Raw genomic sequence first — 15,840 nt, forward strand, 5'->3', positions numbered from 1 at the left:
TCACACCGCACCTTCCTCATCCGCCCACAGCGCCATACTTTTTCATGCCTTGCCTCCACATCAACCGAAACGTTACAAGAAGGACAATAAGCCAAATAAGTTGGATCGCAAAGTTGTGAATTATCGCGGATGATCCAAGCGTAAGCTTGCCTGTCAGCAGCTCAACTGGAAAGCCGACGGTTCCATAGAAAGGCAGCCAGGCTGCCATTTTTTCAACCCAAGCAGGAAACATACTCAGCGGGGCTAACCGACCAGCAAGAAACAAATGAACACCCTCATATAAACTATAGATCGCAGTCGCCCTATTCGTCCAAAAAGCCATCAGACCAAACTCGAAACCGATTAGAAAACGGATTGCAGAGGAAAGCACAATAGCGAAGAACGAGAGTACAATTATTTCCAAGGAAATAGTCAACCTGAGCATAGGGACAAACGCAGCAGCTACCGCCCATGCGGGTATTAGCAAAACAGCAAAAAACAACTTATATACGAGATTTTGAGAAATACTCCAGTGAACCGGATGGAAGGGGCGTACGATCTTGGTGGAGAGCGACCCGTCCTGAATGCTGGCATCAAGCTCCCACACATCCCATGTACTCGTCAATCGATCTACAAGAAGTACGCCCAGGAAATACACCATATAATCATGTGCGGTATATCCACCAATGGAATTGTTATCACTTATCGAGAGCCAAACAGCCATACTGACCAGCGGTTGAATGAATGCTCCTATCATCCATATGAGTGATTCACTCCGATAGGCAAACATAACCGCCCATTCAACTCGAAGCAGCTTACGATATTTTTGCCAAAATAAAGCTAACGCCTTCATGCTCCTTAACTTCCCCCTTCGGTCCCCGCTTCAAACGCTTGTGCGATCACCGATTCCATGGAAGGATCTTCAATGGTCAAATCCAATACCGTCAAATGGGTTAATAATCGGGCTGAAAGTTCAGAAACTTGCTCTCTCGGCACGTCCAATTCCACATTTGGAAACTCATAATGAAATAACATCCCTAACCCTTGGGATACGTCGATTAGCTCTGACTCCTTGACCCGTTCAGCCAATTGAAGTCGAATACGCTTATTAGGCGCATACTTATCAACCAGTTGGGAAATAGCACCATCGTAAAGGAGACGGCCTTTTCCAATCACCAGCACTCTCTCACATAACGCCGTAACATCCGCCATATAGTGACTCGTCAGTAAAATGGTCGCCTTATATTTACGGCTGTAATCCTGAATGAATCGGCGCATCACTTCCTGCATATTCACATCGAGGCCAATCGTCGGCTCATCTAGAAATACTATGCGCGGGCGATGCAGCAGCGCAGCTGCCAGCTCACACTTCATCCGCTCCCCCAGAGAAAGCTGTCTAACCGGTTTGCGGATAACTTCTTCCAACTGGAGCAGCTGCACCAAGTCTCCTAAGGTTTCTTCATATTCCCGATCTGGTATCTCATAAATGACTTTATTAACCAGAAACGTTTCCGCTGCGGGAATGTCCCAGATAAGCTGGCTTTTCTGTCCCATGACGAGCGAAATCTGCTTCTTAAATTCTTTTTTTTGTTGAAAAGGAACAAAACCGCCCACCTTCACTTCACCACCTGAAGGATGCAGCAGTCCAGTTAATACTTTCATCGTAGTCGTCTTGCCAGCCCCATTGGGACCAAGAAAAGCCACAATTTCACCTTCAGGTATGGAAAAGGAAATATCGTCCACAGCTTTAACTGTACGGAACTTCCGGTGAAACAAGCTTTTCAAAGATGCCATGAATCCAGGCTCTCGCTCATGTACTTGATAATATTTGCTCAGCTGACGAACCTCAATCATGGCCTTCCTCCTCTTCATGTTGAGGGGGATTTAGCTTTAATTTCGCAATTTGTTCATTCAATTCATCATCTAGGATATGAATGTCCAAATCATAGGGGGGAAACGGCTCATTCTCGATTTGCTGCAGCTTAGTTAAATACGTCTCGCTATCTCGGATCAATCTTTCCAAATCAATGCCGAGCGTATGTGCAGGATATGGCGCTAGCTTATCCAGTCCTGCGCTAAAGAGCTTAATGGAACCGCTTACGTTTCCATTGGCATGATGATAAAGGCCCACTGCAACCTGCAGTAGACCTTGGTATAAGGGGCTTCGGCCTTCCTCCAGCCAAAGCTCCTCCATCACTTCATGACATTCGAAATAGTCTCGCTGATCATTGAAATAGTACAAGTAAGCCACATATAAACGATCGTAGGTACTCATAGATCAGTTACTGTCTCCTTTTTTCGCTCTGGCGATTGCAGCCTCAATATCGGACGACAGATCACTCAAACCTTCTTCCGTCTCCCATATTTCGTTAAATCTCAGCTGAAATTGAGCGGCTTCCCGAACTCTATGATAGAAATAAAGCTCCTGAATGTTATTGAGTACGATGTTTACCAAATTCGAGTTATCCTCAAACATCTTCTGAGACGCAACAATCTCACCACGAATGCTGGACATTTCCTGATCCAACAGATAAGCAGCCTCCGCTGCTTTACTAAGGCGTGCTCTAACCTCAGATGGCAATTGTTCTTTATATTTATAATTCAAAGAATGCTCGATCGTCGCCCAGAAATTCATGGCGAGCGTCCGAATTTGCACCTCAGCTAATATTCGTTTCATACCTAAAGCGGTTTGAACGGGATATTCAATAATAATATGAAAGCTGCGATAGCCACTCGGTTTCTTATTGGCAATATAATCTTTTTCGTAGACTACATTCATATCCTGTCTGCTGCGAATCAGCTCGGCCAAACGATCAATGTCTTCTACAAACTGACACATAATCCGAATCCCAGCGATATCCTCGATACCGGACTCTAATTGATCCATCGGAACGCTCAAGCGTTTCGCTTTCTCCAGTACACTTGATATCTTTTTGACACGTCCCGTTACGAACTCAATAGGTGCATACTCTTCTCTACTCTTGAGTTCGCCACGCAGTGTCTTGAATTTTACTTTTAGCTCCTCCACCGCTTGTTCGTAAGGCAGGAGAAATTTCTTCCAATCTCGTCCATCCATCCATTTATCCTCCATTCTGAATGAAGTCAGTGCTGATCTGCGCCGATTGCCTGGGAAATATGTGTATATCCATCTCTCTTCAGCAAATCTTGAAGACCTTTATTCAAGCTTGTAAGCATCCCGGGTCCTTCATAAATAAAACCCGTATACACTTCAACTAAGCTTGCTCCAGCCCGTATTTTGTCATAGGCATCCTGCGCAGTAAATATCCCCCCGGACCCAATGATCGGCAGCTTGCCTTCCGTAAGTTGATAGACACGTCTAATGACCTCCGTTGTTCGCTGTGTTAGAGGCTTTCCGCTAAGTCCGCCTGCTTGCTCGCGATTCTGATGTACCAGCCCTTGTCTACTTAGCGTTGTGTTCGTGGCAATAATCCCAGAAATACCGCTATCCTTAATCGTATGCACGGTTAATTCAAGCTCTTCATCCGTGAGATCCGGCGCAATTTTAACCAAAACAGGTTTACCCGAATGACCATTCTTCTTCTCTTGAAGCTGCATTTCCGTTGTAACTGCATCAAGCAATCGCTTCAAATCGTTCCCATGCTGTAAATTACGCAAATCTGGTGTATTTGGTGAGCTAATATTCACAACAAAGAAATCACCATATGTATATAACTCCCGAATACAAGCTCGATAATCCTCTTCGGCCTGTTCGTTCGGTGTCGTCTTATTTTTACCTATGTTAATAGCTACGGGTATGTCACGTTTACCTGTCTTCATCAAGTTTTTTGCCATCACGTCTGTTCCTACATTATTAAAGCCCATTCGGTTGATAAGCGCCTTGTCTTCCGGAAGACGAAATAGCCGCGGCAGCTCATTGCCCGGTTGTGGCTTTGGTGTAATTGTGCCTACTTCCATGAAACCAAAGCCTAGTTGCGAGAATCCCTTAACAGCCTTCGCATTTTTATCTAAACCAGCTGCCAGACCTATTGGATTTGCGAATTGTAGTCCCCATAATTGTTGGGCCAAGAGTGGTGAAGAGGGCACTCCATACATGGATTTAAGTAGTTGTTTCCCACCTGGGAAGCTCACTACAGCACTTAGCCCGTCAATCGTAAGATGATGTGCCTTCTCCGGATCCATTCGGAACAAGATTGGTTTTCCTAACTTCTTATACAGCATGTCCTATGCACTCCGTTCTCTAATGACTCTAACAGTCAGTTTAGCTGACAACGTGCAAATATGCAATCCACTGAAAGGCATTTCGCCTCTATTTCAAACAAAAAATCCCTGCTCCATGAAGGTTGCAAGGAATCAAGATTAGCTATTTAACAACCTAGGCTTCTGTTCGTTGAAGCAGTCGTTCCAGATGCATCGTCAAGTAACCCGTTTCATCATCAGGCACTTCTAATTGAAGAGAATCACTCAGCATGAGAGATAATACCTTCGCTTTCACATAGGTATCTCCATACTCCTCTTTAATCTTTTCAAGCAGTGAGTTCTGGAGTGTCTTTTTTTGTTTGACCCGTTCAATGACACCTTTCAAGTGACTAATGAACCGCAGCGTTGAGAACGAATCATCGAAATTAAAGCCTAATTCTTTGGCAGATTCGATCGTCTGCGACACTACTCTAACTACCGCTAAGGAATCAGAAGCTTGCTCTTTTTTACGAGCGCCATTGAAATGCATAGCCAAGAAGGCAACTTCATCTTCCGGCAATTTCACATCCAAATGATCATTGAGGAAATCTACGGACTTCTTGGCTACTTTGTATTCCTCAGGATACATATACCCAATTTCATAAGCGAATGGATTCGTGATGAAAATACCACGTTTTTGTCGTTCGACAGCAAAGTTAATATGATCGACCAGCGAGGCGTGAATCGTTTCGGAGAAGTCGCCTTCCAGCATGCTTTGCGCATAAGCGATGACTTCCTCCGTAATCCCGATAATTTTCAAATCAACCGCATTCAATATTTGTTCGTAGTTTTTAAGTACCTCAGATGTATGCAGGAGAAATTCTTGTGTAATATCGCCTTCGCTAATGAGCATGCCAGGCGTTTTTTTGAATCCAATTCCTTTACCAAAAGCAATTGAATTTTTCCCTGATGTCAAATGTGCCATCACCACATTATGTGACAGTACATGAATGATCGTCCGTTCAATCATAAGACACCTCCGCGTTCTTAGGCTTGTCCTGATTTGTCTTTTTGCAGGTGAAGCAAGGGTTTAATACTTTCTCGAATTTGTTCTGATTCTGTACCAAAAACAACGTGTACATTTCCTTTACCAAGTCTGATAACCCCAATAGCGCCAAGGTTTTTAAGCTCGCTGTCCATAACTAAATTTTCTTCACTCACCAAGAGGCGTAGTCGTGTAATGCAAGCATCGATCGAGATAATGTTAGAAGGTCCGCCAATATGCCTTAGGATGCTGGTTGGACGGTCTTCTTTCGTTTCTTCGATAACCTCCAAGGCATCTTCTGTTTCAAGCTGAGCAGCTTCGTCCTGAGCGGGCACTTTGAATGGAAAGAAATGAAGATAGGTCCGAAATACGACATAATATAGGAAGAAGTACCCTATCCCAACTAGGACAATCAAATAAGGATTCGTAGATTGATGCCAGCTAAGAACGAAATCAATAAATCCGGCTGAGAAACCAAATCCCATTTTCACCTGGAGCATATTCATTATCACCATGGAAAAGCCAGTTAAGACAGCATGTATCAGATATAAACCTGGTGCTAAGAACATAAAAGCAAACTCTATTGGCTCTGTTATGCCTGTAAGGAAACTGGTTAATGCAGCACTAAGCATCACTGGAACAACAAACTGACTGTTCGAAGATGAGCTTCTAATTAAAGCTAAGGCTGCAGCAGGAAGCCCAAACATAATCACGGGATAAAAACCTGTCATGAATAGTCCCGCTTCTGGATCTCCAGCAAAAAATCGTGAGATATCGCCATGAAGCATTTTACCGGTTGGTGTGATATAATCTCCGATTTGAAACCAAGCTATATTATTAATAATATGATGCAAACCCGTTGGGATCAGAAGCCGGTTCATCATTCCGTAGATAAATACGCCAATGTTCCCATTATCAACGATCCATAACCCGATAACACTTATGCCCCTTTGAACGGGAGGCCAGATGAAACCCATTAATACCCCTAGGAAAACCATGACCAGAGATGTAACTAACGGAACGAATCGCTTACCACCGAAAAATCCGAGCGCCTTGGGCAGCTGGGTATGTTGGAACTTGTTAAAGAACGTGGCAGATAGCATGCCAACGAGCATACCGCCTAGAACACCCATATCCAGCCGTTCCGCGGAGTCAGTCCCCACTTGAAAATGCTTCAAGACATTGTCGAACACCAAATATCCAACTGCAGCAGCAAGCGCCGCTATCCCGTCTCCGGACGTTAGTCCAATGGCTATACCAATTGCAAATATGAATGGCAAATTATCAAAAATCGCACTTCCGCCTAACTCAAAAATCTGAGCCACCTGCATAAGAAATGGATCACTAAACGTCATTTTCCCAATACGTAAAAGAATGGATGCCGCCGGCAGCACCGCAATCGGAATCATCAATGAACGTCCTATTTTCTGCAATATATACATAGCTCTCATGTCATGTTCCCCTATAAAAGCCTACAAGTTTGGCCGTTTCTTGTTTGCTCTTGCCCTATCCCAATTATAGTAGAAAGAACACCCTCCCGAAAGGATAAAATCCTCTAGGATAAGGTGTTTTTTCTATGCAACCAATTATACAGTTATTTCACGGCACCTGCAGTAATTCCACTAGCGATTTGACGTTGAAAGATCATATACACAATCAACGTTGGAAGTGTCGTTATTAGCAGGCCTGCGAACAACGGTCCCCACTCAACTCGATACTGCATCTCTGCCTGCATAACAGAAAGACCGATGGGAAGCGTGTACTTGGTTGGTTCATTGGTCAAGACAACCCCCAGGAAGTACTCGTTCCAGTTGTTCAGCATGTTTGTAATCATCACCGTGATTAGACCCGGTTGGGATAAAGGCAGCATAACTCGGAAGAACGTACCGTAATGGGAGGTCCCGTCAATAATTGCCGCTTCTTCAATTTCCTTTGGCAGCGATTTGTAGAACCCTACAAGCAAGAAAATTCCAAAAGGAAGATTAAGCGCCGCATAGACCAGAATTAATCCTAACCACGTATTGATTAAGTGCAAATCATTCAATAAGAAGAACAATGGAATCAGTGCTAGCGCGAACGGTATCATCATGGACGAGATATAGATCGTAAAAAGGATTTTGTTCCCTTTAAAATCATACCTAGCCAGGATATAAGCTGTCATTGCAGCAAGTATCATACCCAGAAGGGTACTTCCAACCGTAACAACAATGGAGTTCATGAAATAGGTGCTAAAATTATATTTGCTCCAAACATAGGAGAAGTTTGACCAAAGCAGCGGGAATTTAGGCAATGCCCACGGGGCATTTAAGAAAAATTGCTCATTATTTTTGAGCGCATCAAGCAGTGTCCAGATCAATGGATACAAGACGGCGACGCTCCAAATAAGAAGAATGATCCAGACAAACATTTTGGCTAACGGGTTTTTGATGATCATACGATGGTTCCCCCTCCTTCAGTATCTTATTCTAGGATGACTCTAATGCATTTCGATTGTTTCTTGGCGCATGATACGCTGCAGGACAAGGGTAGTAATCAGTGAAACGATTAGGATCATGACACCGATGGCTGCTCCATAACCGAAATGATATTGTTGAAAAGCCATCCGATACAGATAAGATCCCATAACTTGGGTCGTATTATCAGGCTGTCCGCCGTTTGTCATTAATTGAACAATGACGAATGATCCATTGAGTGTCGTAATGACAATGTTAACAATGGAAACCTTAATTTGCTCCCAGATGAGCGGCATGGTAATGTGGCGGAATTGCGACCATTGACCAGCTCCGTCTATATTAGCTGCTTCATAGTAGGAAGCAGGAATATTCACGATTGCAGCAATCATCAAGATCATATAGAAGCCGATACCTGCCCAAATCGTTGGGGGTAATAGCATCCAGATCGTATGCTGTGGAAATCCTAACCAAGTAATATCGACTTTATTTCCTGTGAATAGTGACAAGAACGCATTCAGGAATCCAATTTGTGGATTGTAGATGAAGTTCCAGAGCACACCAATAACAACAACGGAGATCACATTCGGGATAAAGAATATGGCACGGAAGAAGCCAGAGCCTCTCAGCTTGAAACGAGTTAAAGCAACAGCGAAGAACGTCGCCAGAATCATAATGCCAATGACTTTACCTACGACTAAAAAATAATCATTCCCAATGGCTCTAAGTACAATGGGATCCTTAAGTAATTCGACGAAATTATCAAACCCAATAAACGTGCTATTCTCTGACATTCCTGACCAATCATAGAATGACTTCTGCAAAGCCTGTATAACAGGGTAGATCGTAAACACACAGAAGAAAAGAAAAGTCGGAATGATGAATGAAGCGATGAACAAATTCCGTTTCCACATCTTCGAGTTGGTCTTCATTCTATCCTCACCGTCCTATCATTAAAATGGCGGAGAACTCCTAAGGCTAATGCCTCCTTAGTTCTCCGCACTGCTTCATTCAATTCCTATTTCTTTTGTTTCGCTACGACATCAGATACACGTTTTACCCACTCTTCAGGAGTAATTTTACTAATCGTCAATGCCACTGTTGCATCCTGCATCGCTTTGTCAACGTCAGCTGCGAAGGAGACTGTTGGCACTACAACTGTTTCAGGAGATGACAAGAATTTCGCCGCATCTTTAACAAAGTTAGGTGCTTTCGAGGAGGAGATATCACCTTTTACGTTAGAAGGAGCACCACTCAACTCAGCCCACTGGGAAGCTTGTGTTTTAGAGAATACGAATTGCATAAACGCTTTTGCTGCGTCTTTGTTTTTCGCTTTTTTCGCAATTGCAAAAGTAGAAGTGGACGTATTAGCTACAACTTTTCCACCTTTATCTTGTGTGATGGAAGGAATGAATCCGAAATCAAAGGACGCTGGAACGTCTTTGGCCATTTCGTTTGGCAGCCATAGACCGTTCGGGATAAAAGCATCTTTGTGCTGCAGGAACAAGGATTGGGAATCCGTGTGGTTGATTTGTACGGATGCTTTGTCGATGTAACCTTTGTCACGAAGCTGAACAATTTTATTAAGACCTTTAATGATAGCTGGGTTTTTCCAAGCTTCTAGATTATTTGTAGACATATCTTGCAGTAACTTGTAGTCATTATTGTTGGCAGATACGATAGCTGGAAGCAATACGCCACCGTTGATGTAGTATGGATATTTACCCGTGTGGATGAATGGATTAATTCCAGCACCTTTAATTTTCTCACTTACCGCTAAGAACTCTTCGAAATCTTTTGGCTCTGCCCAACCTTTATCTTTGAACAATGCTTTATCGTAGAAAATACCCCATGAACTCATTACGAAAGGAACATTGTAGATTTTGCCATCAAACTCTTGAGGTTTTTGAGCAAGTAAATCAATGATTTTCTCGCCGTCAACGTTTTTAGCATCTTTGATCCACTCAGTCAAATCTTCAAGCTGCCCGTCTGTAACCATTTGACGATCGAACAATTCAGGTCCGTCGATGTATACGAAATCAGGTGGGGTACCAGCGATCCAACGGGGTTTCATTTGTTCGTTGATTTTCGGTCCCGCACTTTCTTTAATTTTCAGATCAGGGTTTGCTGCTTGGAAATCAGCAATAACTTTTTTCCACCATTTGTCGCCATAACCGCCAACAAAGTACTGGATTTCAAAATCACCGGTTAATTTCTTGGGACCAGCAGCTGTTGGAGCCGCTGTAGCAGCTGTAGTCGGCGCCGCCGATGCAGCTGGTTTTGTTGTTTCAACTGGTGTAGATTTACCACAGCCTGCTGCTACAAGTACCATGGACGCAGCCAAGCCCATTGTTGACCATTTTTTCATATTCATGTGTTCATCTTCTCCCTTTTTTAATAAGTCTGATGGTTATTTATGAAATAGCGTTTTCCAAAATTTAACTTTCCTTGTAGTTTGCGCTACCAACCCCCTTCAGGATTCATCATTTTGGCAAAAATAAAAAGGGCATAGTTATAGAAGAAGACTTACATTCTTCAATAACTAATGCCCTTACGGTAACATGTTATTAAAACTGACATATTCAATTATTATTGGTGTTTCGTGTGATTAAATCTTACAATAAAATGACATGGCCGTCAATGCTTGATTTTAAAATTCATTTAAACATTCATATTCTATGAACGACCCTACTTATGCTATGATAGAACCATATTCTTTTAATCCCCAAGAAAAAGGTGATCTCTATGTCCAAACGTAAACCGATCATGTCCAATCGCAGAGCCAAAGAAGAAGTCAATAAGAAAGCGATCATTTGGACAGGATCCATTTTGCTTGTTGTCATCATTACTATGACGTTACTGATGATTTTGGACAAATGATTAGGAAAGAAGTGATTGAAATCATCACATTTTGAATTGTAATCGCTTTCTACATGGTTGTCAAGAGAAAACCTTGGGAACGCTAGTACATCACGACAAAAACCGTCCGAAGCACATTCAGACGGTTTTTGTTATGTTCCAATGGGTTAATCAAGCCATTTATATGTCTTACTTGGATTGCTGTCATTGGTCTGCAATGGGAGGCCAAAGGATTGATCTGGCTTCCCTCCCCCGGCTCCGAGTCCCGGGCTTCCGCCGCCATTTCCACCATCCGGATTTGAAGAAGGAGGTAATAACCCTTTGCCAATCGTCACTTTCGTTTCATGAGCTACCATGTTATAGAGCTCTTCAACGTCATCTTGAAGCATGCGAACACAGCCATGTGATTCATCTTTCCCGATGCTCGAAGGCTTATTCGTACCATGAATCGCATAAAGTGTATCCGACAAAGTCATTCCCCGACTGCCAAACTCTCCATTCGATTTGCCATTCGGATTGCGCACCTTTTCACTAATGAAAAACTCCCCCTGCGGCGTCTTCTCGCCTCCTAAGCCAACTGGATAACTTCGAATGATGAAATCTCCACTAACGAGAGCCAAACGATGCTTATCGGTATCAATAACAATCCTAAGCGGTTCCAGCAGTGGTTCTGCGGAAGCTTTCGGTTGCGAGCTAGATGGCGCTGCCTGTTCTCTGAGCTCTTGTTTCGGCTGCTCGGTTTTATCCGCCGTTTGTAATGGATCCTGCCCTTTTCCCGCTTTTGCGCTTTCATTAACCTTACTTACAGCTTGAGGGAACGCCTCCTGCATTTCGGGAGAGAGTCCTGGCAAGAGATTATTTGGGTAGGGTTTCGTAAGCTGTTCAGGTTTCTCCGGCAGCGTTCCTGTCTTTTTTTGGTAGGCCTGGATTGCGCTTTGTAAGACAATAGCTTGCTCACGCTCATGCATCCAATTAGCAATGACGGGAACAAGCGCGGAGCTATCTGCGACCTCGCAGGAACAAGTCTGAGACTGGAAATACTTTAATGCTGCTGAACCCCCACCTCCCCCTTTACTCTCCACGCTGATCAATGGCTTCACCGACTTGTTCCACTCGCTCCATTTACCGTCTGAACTCCGGGGAGCTTCCATGATCACAGATTCCCCGGCTCCTGATCCTGAAGATGACAGTACTTGCTGAAGCTTCTTACCCCAATCCCCATTAGAGAAATAGAGCTTTAATCCAGAAGACACTTCCTGCTTAGGAGGTGCAGGTGAATTCGCTGCCGCTGGAGCTGTAACAACAGTCTCATTCGGTATGTCCCCCGCATCATTCTTCGCTAAATCCATGGCAGCCGGAACAGCTAGCAGGAGTAGAATGACCATTAACGGCATCCATTTCCCTTTACCGCTGGACTTACTCTTAACAGATGTCACGGTGGTTCCTTTATGTAAGGCTGAAGAAGGTGAAGAAGGTGAAGAAGGTAAAGCACCCTCTATCGTTATTTTCTGGTGTTCGAAAGCCTCATAGATCTCTCCAGACTGTGCGAAACAATACGCTGCTTTGCCTTCTTTTCCTTGCGCTGCGTATTCTCTGCCTAATAAGTACCAAGCCATTTTATGATCAGGATGTTCTTTCACATATTTTTTGAGATAAAGAGGATCTTCGATCGGATTATGTTGGAAAAATCGTTCCAACTGATCATTGCGATTCTTGTCCTTCAATCTAGAAACCTCCTATCGACTACTTAGTAACTCTCCTTCATTTATCGGCAAAAATTACCTAGAGATGAAGCCATGAAAAAAAAGAGCCTGGACAAGGGTTTCCCCCTGCCAAGCTCGTCTTGCAGATTGCTTATTTCACATATGATTTCGTGCGTAAAATCGCTGTTTGGCGTGCCGCATCCCACTGTACATCCAAGCCGATTTGCTCTGCGAAGAAACGCACGGGCACATACGTACGGTCTTGTTTCACATAAGGAGAAACATCCGTCACTTGTTTGATATCTGATTGGCCCATTTGTTTACGCACAACGCCTGTTTCACCAATCGTTAGCTCAACCGTAACATCACCTTTGATAAGCTGAACGACTGATTTCCCAGCTTGCTCGACATATTTGACTTCATAGCCAAATGCTTCACTTATGGCACGAACTGGAACCATTGTACGTCCACCCTGAATCTCAGGCTCTGCATCGAATGAAATCACTTTATCACCATTTACCACTTTTACTTGGTTATTGTTTGCTAGATTTCCAGGCAATTGGTAAGGAGTTATTTTACGAATTTTATTATTTGAGGAGTCTGCTACCACAATATTACCTTGAGCAGTTACAAGAACGTCGCTCGGATTGTAAAATTCAGCTGCTTGTTCCACCCCGTCCGCTTCACCAGTTTGGACCGTCCCAGCAATTGTCGAAACTTTTCCATTCAGCAAATAACGAATCACATGATTCAGACTATCTGAGATTAAAACTCCGCCCTCAGAAGTTACAGCAAGCCCTTTAGGGAAGTCGAACTTTGCTTTGAGTGCATCTCCATCTGCAAAGTCTCCACCTGCATATAACTCATTTTTATCATAGATTGTATGATTGCTTAATTCGGGTGTCGATCCAGCCACCGTAGTCACTGTTCCTACTTGGAGGTCGATGTAACGTATACGTTGGTTGCCTGTGTCACTTACAAACAAATTGCCTTTGCTATCTAGAACCAATCCAGCGGGTTCATTGAACTTCGCTGTGGCTAAGTTGCCATCTTGAAATTCACCGGCAAAAAAAGCTTCACCTGGACGGATTTGAATAGCTCGAGTCGCAGCCGCATTCAAAGTAGAAACACTGCCGTCAACGGCTATTTTACGGATAACATGATTAAGCGAATCCGCGACATACACGGTCCCATCTGCAGCTACCGCAACATCACTTGGGTGATTAAAGTTTGCCTCAGCACCTTTACCATCCTTACTGCCAGGAACGCCATTTCCAGCCAACGTGGAAACTTGTCCATTCGCATCTACTTTCCGAATTGCGTTATTTGCTGAATCAGCTACATACACATTCCCTTTGGCATCTAGAGCTAATCCTGTCGGCTCATTGAAAAAGGCTTCCGACGATTTCCCATTAACAAGCCCTCCCGTAGGAAAGCCTTGATTATTCTTCGTCACGACAACTTCTGGGCCTGCGAAAGTGGTCACCTTTCCACCTGAAATTTTACGAATGAGATGATTCCGTGTATCCGCGACAAGAATACTGCCATCTGAAAGTTGAACAACACTGCCCGGAGCACGGAATGCCGCACTTAGCGCATCCCCGCTCTTATCTTCAAATTCGCCGATTCCCGCGAAGGTCGACACGTCTGAAAGGATCTGTCCATTGCTGGATAGCAGAGCATCCGTCGATAATCCTGCTGCCCATGCGGATGAACCTCCCAGAAAGGTTGCGGCCAATAGGGATGAAACGAATATATGTTTTAAAGGTTTCATTGGTTTCTCCTTTTGCTTTAATAATCTGTTAATATCCAACGCCAGGAAGTTCAGGGAATTCAGTAGTTATAGTAACAGGCGGAATACTAGCTAATGGTATTTCAATATTTTGTACTGTTGAACCATTCTTACGAACAACAACAATTTTATCAACACTAATCGTTTGTTCTCCAAATCCATGCAATGGAATTGTCACTAACTTCTGAGCACCTGTAACAGCAATATTCCCTGAAGTACTTCCAAAATTGGTTACTGCGTACACAAGTTCTTTTCCAGTGGAACCATGGTATTCCTTTATATGATCTGCACTATTTTGTGGTTTAAAGATATTCCCATTAATAATTGGTGCATTAGGATTATCGTAATAATAGGTATTTTCATCATAAAGCAGATGAATTTCTACGCCGTAAATATCATTAACACCAACAAAATTACTTAAATTGATATCCAAAGTAAATTCGCCGTTTGAACTCTCAGGAATCGCAGTTGCTGCCAACCTAACCGACGGAACTAGAACTGGATCAGGGTCAGAACCCCCTGAATTCCCCGAATTACCTCCTGATCCCGGTACTGATGTATTCGTCCCATTCTTCTTATCATCAAAATCCTTCTTCTCTTTATCTGTGTAGCTTTCTTTCAATTTCGCTTCAGCATCTGCTTTAGCCTTTTCCTCCGCTACTTTCACGGCTTCAAGAATCTTTATCTTTTGTTCTTCCAAAGCTTTAAGCGCAGCGGCCAGCTGTTTTTTTAGCTCTTCTTGCTTCTTCGCTTCTTCAAGTTGCTTTTTGAGCTTCTCTGCTTCAAGTTTTTGAAGCATCTCTTTCTTTATTTTTTCTTTTTCTGCATCGACACCTGCCGTTTTATCTAATTCTTTAACATTGTTTAAATCTAATTTTTTTTCTTGTTTATCGATTTTTGCATTTGCTTGTTCAATGATGTTATTCAAAGACTCTTTATCAACCTTATTTTCTGCGAGAGCCTTCTTGGCAATATTACCAATTAAGTTATCTAAGTTTTGTTTCACTTTATCTAATTCAGCCTGATCCTTCACAGACAAAGAAGTCTTATCATCCACGAGTTTGCCATCTTCGATTTCTTTCTTTTTCTTAGCAATAAACTCATCATTTTCTTTGTCTATTTCGGCTTTGTTCAGGATAATCTCTTTAATAATTTCCGGTGATGCATCCTTTATGAAATCATCTAAATCAAGGAAATCTACTTTCAGAGACAGATCATCCGTCTCATCCCTAGCATCCAAAGAAATTTGTTGCGTCGGATACAAGTATGTAATAGTAGTCTTTTGAGTGGAGTCAGCTCCATTCGTTACCGTCGATGCGGAGACTTTCCCTGCTCCAACCGCCATCTTAATTGCGCCTGTTTTCGGATCAACGCTAACAAAGAACTGCGTTCCACGAACACCCATAACGGCTGTTGGCGTCTCAACTTCAAATTCATCATCTGATCCAGCTAATGATTTCACCTTGACCCACATGGAACCGGCCCATACTTTAAGCTTAGATTTCTTATTTCCATCTGAGGTATTTAAGTCTGACACGTTAATCTCAGCATTTTCGCCTAATGTTACGTCTGCATCCCCATTGCTCAAATTAAGCGTGACAGATGAGCCAGCTCCTGTGTAAACCGTATCGCCTTGATTTAAACTCATACTTTCATAGGCATCGTACGATTTGGAGCCTCCGCCTTTCTTGATCGTTACATCACCGGATATTGCCGCAACGACAGCTACTCGAACGGTTTTTGCTTCTACAGGTTTTATAAGCAGCGATGAGACCAAACTAAATACTAAACAAAAACTTAAGAATAATGCCACAAATGACTTCTTAGTTACTCCCACATTGAATTCCTCCCCAG

Annotated in this window: 14 protein-coding genes; 1 reads left to right on the plus strand and 13 read right to left on the minus strand. The window is 43.1% G+C overall.

Going from position 1 to position 15,840, the window contains the following annotated elements; all coding sequences use genetic code 11:
- Positions 1-16 precede the first annotated feature (16 nt).
- The 10 genes from QFZ81_RS24925 to QFZ81_RS24970 form a co-directional block, all read right to left on the minus strand.
- Positions 17-832 carry an ABC transporter permease gene (locus QFZ81_RS24925; RefSeq protein WP_307605255.1) on the minus strand — a complete coding sequence of 272 codons (816 nt, stop codon included), beginning with the start codon at positions 830-832 and terminating at the stop codon, positions 17-19.
- Between the two features lie 5 nt (positions 833-837).
- The gene (locus QFZ81_RS24930; protein ID WP_307605256.1) at positions 838-1,833 is read right to left on the minus strand and encodes an ABC transporter ATP-binding protein; all 996 of its coding nucleotides are present in this window, start codon (positions 1,831-1,833) and stop codon (positions 838-840) included.
- Positions 1,826-2,254, minus strand: coding sequence for a DUF309 domain-containing protein (locus QFZ81_RS24935; RefSeq protein ID WP_307440532.1), 429 nt, complete (start codon positions 2,252-2,254; stop codon positions 1,826-1,828). The genes QFZ81_RS24930 and QFZ81_RS24935 overlap by 8 nt, the downstream gene beginning before the upstream one ends.
- 3 nt (positions 2,255-2,257) lie before the next feature.
- Entirely contained in the window at positions 2,258-3,055 is a 798-nt protein-coding gene (gene yjbM / locus QFZ81_RS24940; protein WP_307440529.1) for a GTP diphosphokinase, read from the minus strand.
- Between the two features lie 26 nt (positions 3,056-3,081).
- Positions 3,082-4,179: a quinone-dependent dihydroorotate dehydrogenase gene (locus tag QFZ81_RS24945; protein ID WP_307440526.1), complete on the minus strand. Its 1,098-nt coding sequence runs from the start codon at positions 4,177-4,179 to the stop codon at positions 3,082-3,084.
- A 154-nt stretch (positions 4,180-4,333) separates the two neighbouring features.
- Entirely contained in the window at positions 4,334-5,167 is an 834-nt protein-coding gene (locus tag QFZ81_RS24950; protein ID WP_307440524.1) for a PRD domain-containing protein, read from the minus strand.
- A 17-nt stretch (positions 5,168-5,184) separates the two neighbouring features.
- The gene (locus QFZ81_RS24955) at positions 5,185-6,633 is read right to left on the minus strand and encodes a PTS transporter subunit EIIC (protein WP_307605257.1); all 1,449 of its coding nucleotides are present in this window, start codon (positions 6,631-6,633) and stop codon (positions 5,185-5,187) included.
- A 143-nt stretch (positions 6,634-6,776) separates the two neighbouring features.
- Positions 6,777-7,616 carry a carbohydrate ABC transporter permease gene (locus QFZ81_RS24960; protein WP_307605258.1) on the minus strand — a complete coding sequence of 280 codons (840 nt, stop codon included), beginning with the start codon at positions 7,614-7,616 and terminating at the stop codon, positions 6,777-6,779.
- Positions 7,617-7,658: 42 nt separating this feature from the next.
- On the minus strand, positions 7,659-8,564 hold the full coding sequence (locus tag QFZ81_RS24965) for a carbohydrate ABC transporter permease (protein WP_307605259.1): 906 nt from the start codon (positions 8,562-8,564) through the stop codon (positions 7,659-7,661).
- Between the two features lie 86 nt (positions 8,565-8,650).
- A complete protein-coding gene (locus QFZ81_RS24970) occupies positions 8,651-10,006 on the minus strand; it encodes an ABC transporter substrate-binding protein (RefSeq protein ID WP_307440512.1) in 1,356 nt (451 codons plus the stop codon).
- A gap of 371 nt (positions 10,007-10,377) precedes the next feature.
- On the opposite strand from QFZ81_RS24970, the gene QFZ81_RS24975 reads away from it, so the two are divergent.
- Positions 10,378-10,512 (plus strand): hypothetical protein, encoded by a 135-nt coding sequence (locus tag QFZ81_RS24975; protein WP_307605260.1) that lies wholly within the window; start codon positions 10,378-10,380, stop codon positions 10,510-10,512.
- Between the two features lie 146 nt (positions 10,513-10,658).
- On the opposite strand, the gene QFZ81_RS24980 is transcribed toward QFZ81_RS24975, so the two are convergent.
- The 3 genes from QFZ81_RS24980 to QFZ81_RS24990 all read right to left on the minus strand — a co-directional run bounded on the left by QFZ81_RS24980 (position 10,659) and on the right by QFZ81_RS24990 (position 15,823).
- Positions 10,659-12,215 carry a L,D-transpeptidase family protein gene (locus QFZ81_RS24980; RefSeq protein ID WP_307605261.1) on the minus strand — a complete coding sequence of 519 codons (1,557 nt, stop codon included), beginning with the start codon at positions 12,213-12,215 and terminating at the stop codon, positions 10,659-10,661.
- Between the two features lie 130 nt (positions 12,216-12,345).
- On the minus strand, positions 12,346-13,968 hold the full coding sequence (locus QFZ81_RS24985) for a stalk domain-containing protein (protein ID WP_307605262.1): 1,623 nt from the start codon (positions 13,966-13,968) through the stop codon (positions 12,346-12,348).
- A gap of 28 nt (positions 13,969-13,996) precedes the next feature.
- On the minus strand, positions 13,997-15,823 hold the full coding sequence (locus QFZ81_RS24990) for a FecR family protein (RefSeq protein WP_307605263.1): 1,827 nt from the start codon (positions 15,821-15,823) through the stop codon (positions 13,997-13,999).
- Between the last annotated feature and the right edge of the window lie 17 nt (positions 15,824-15,840).

The organism is Paenibacillus sp. V4I9 (genome assembly GCF_030817295.1).
In the GTDB taxonomy this organism is placed as follows: domain Bacteria; phylum Bacillota; class Bacilli; order Paenibacillales; family NBRC-103111; genus Paenibacillus_E.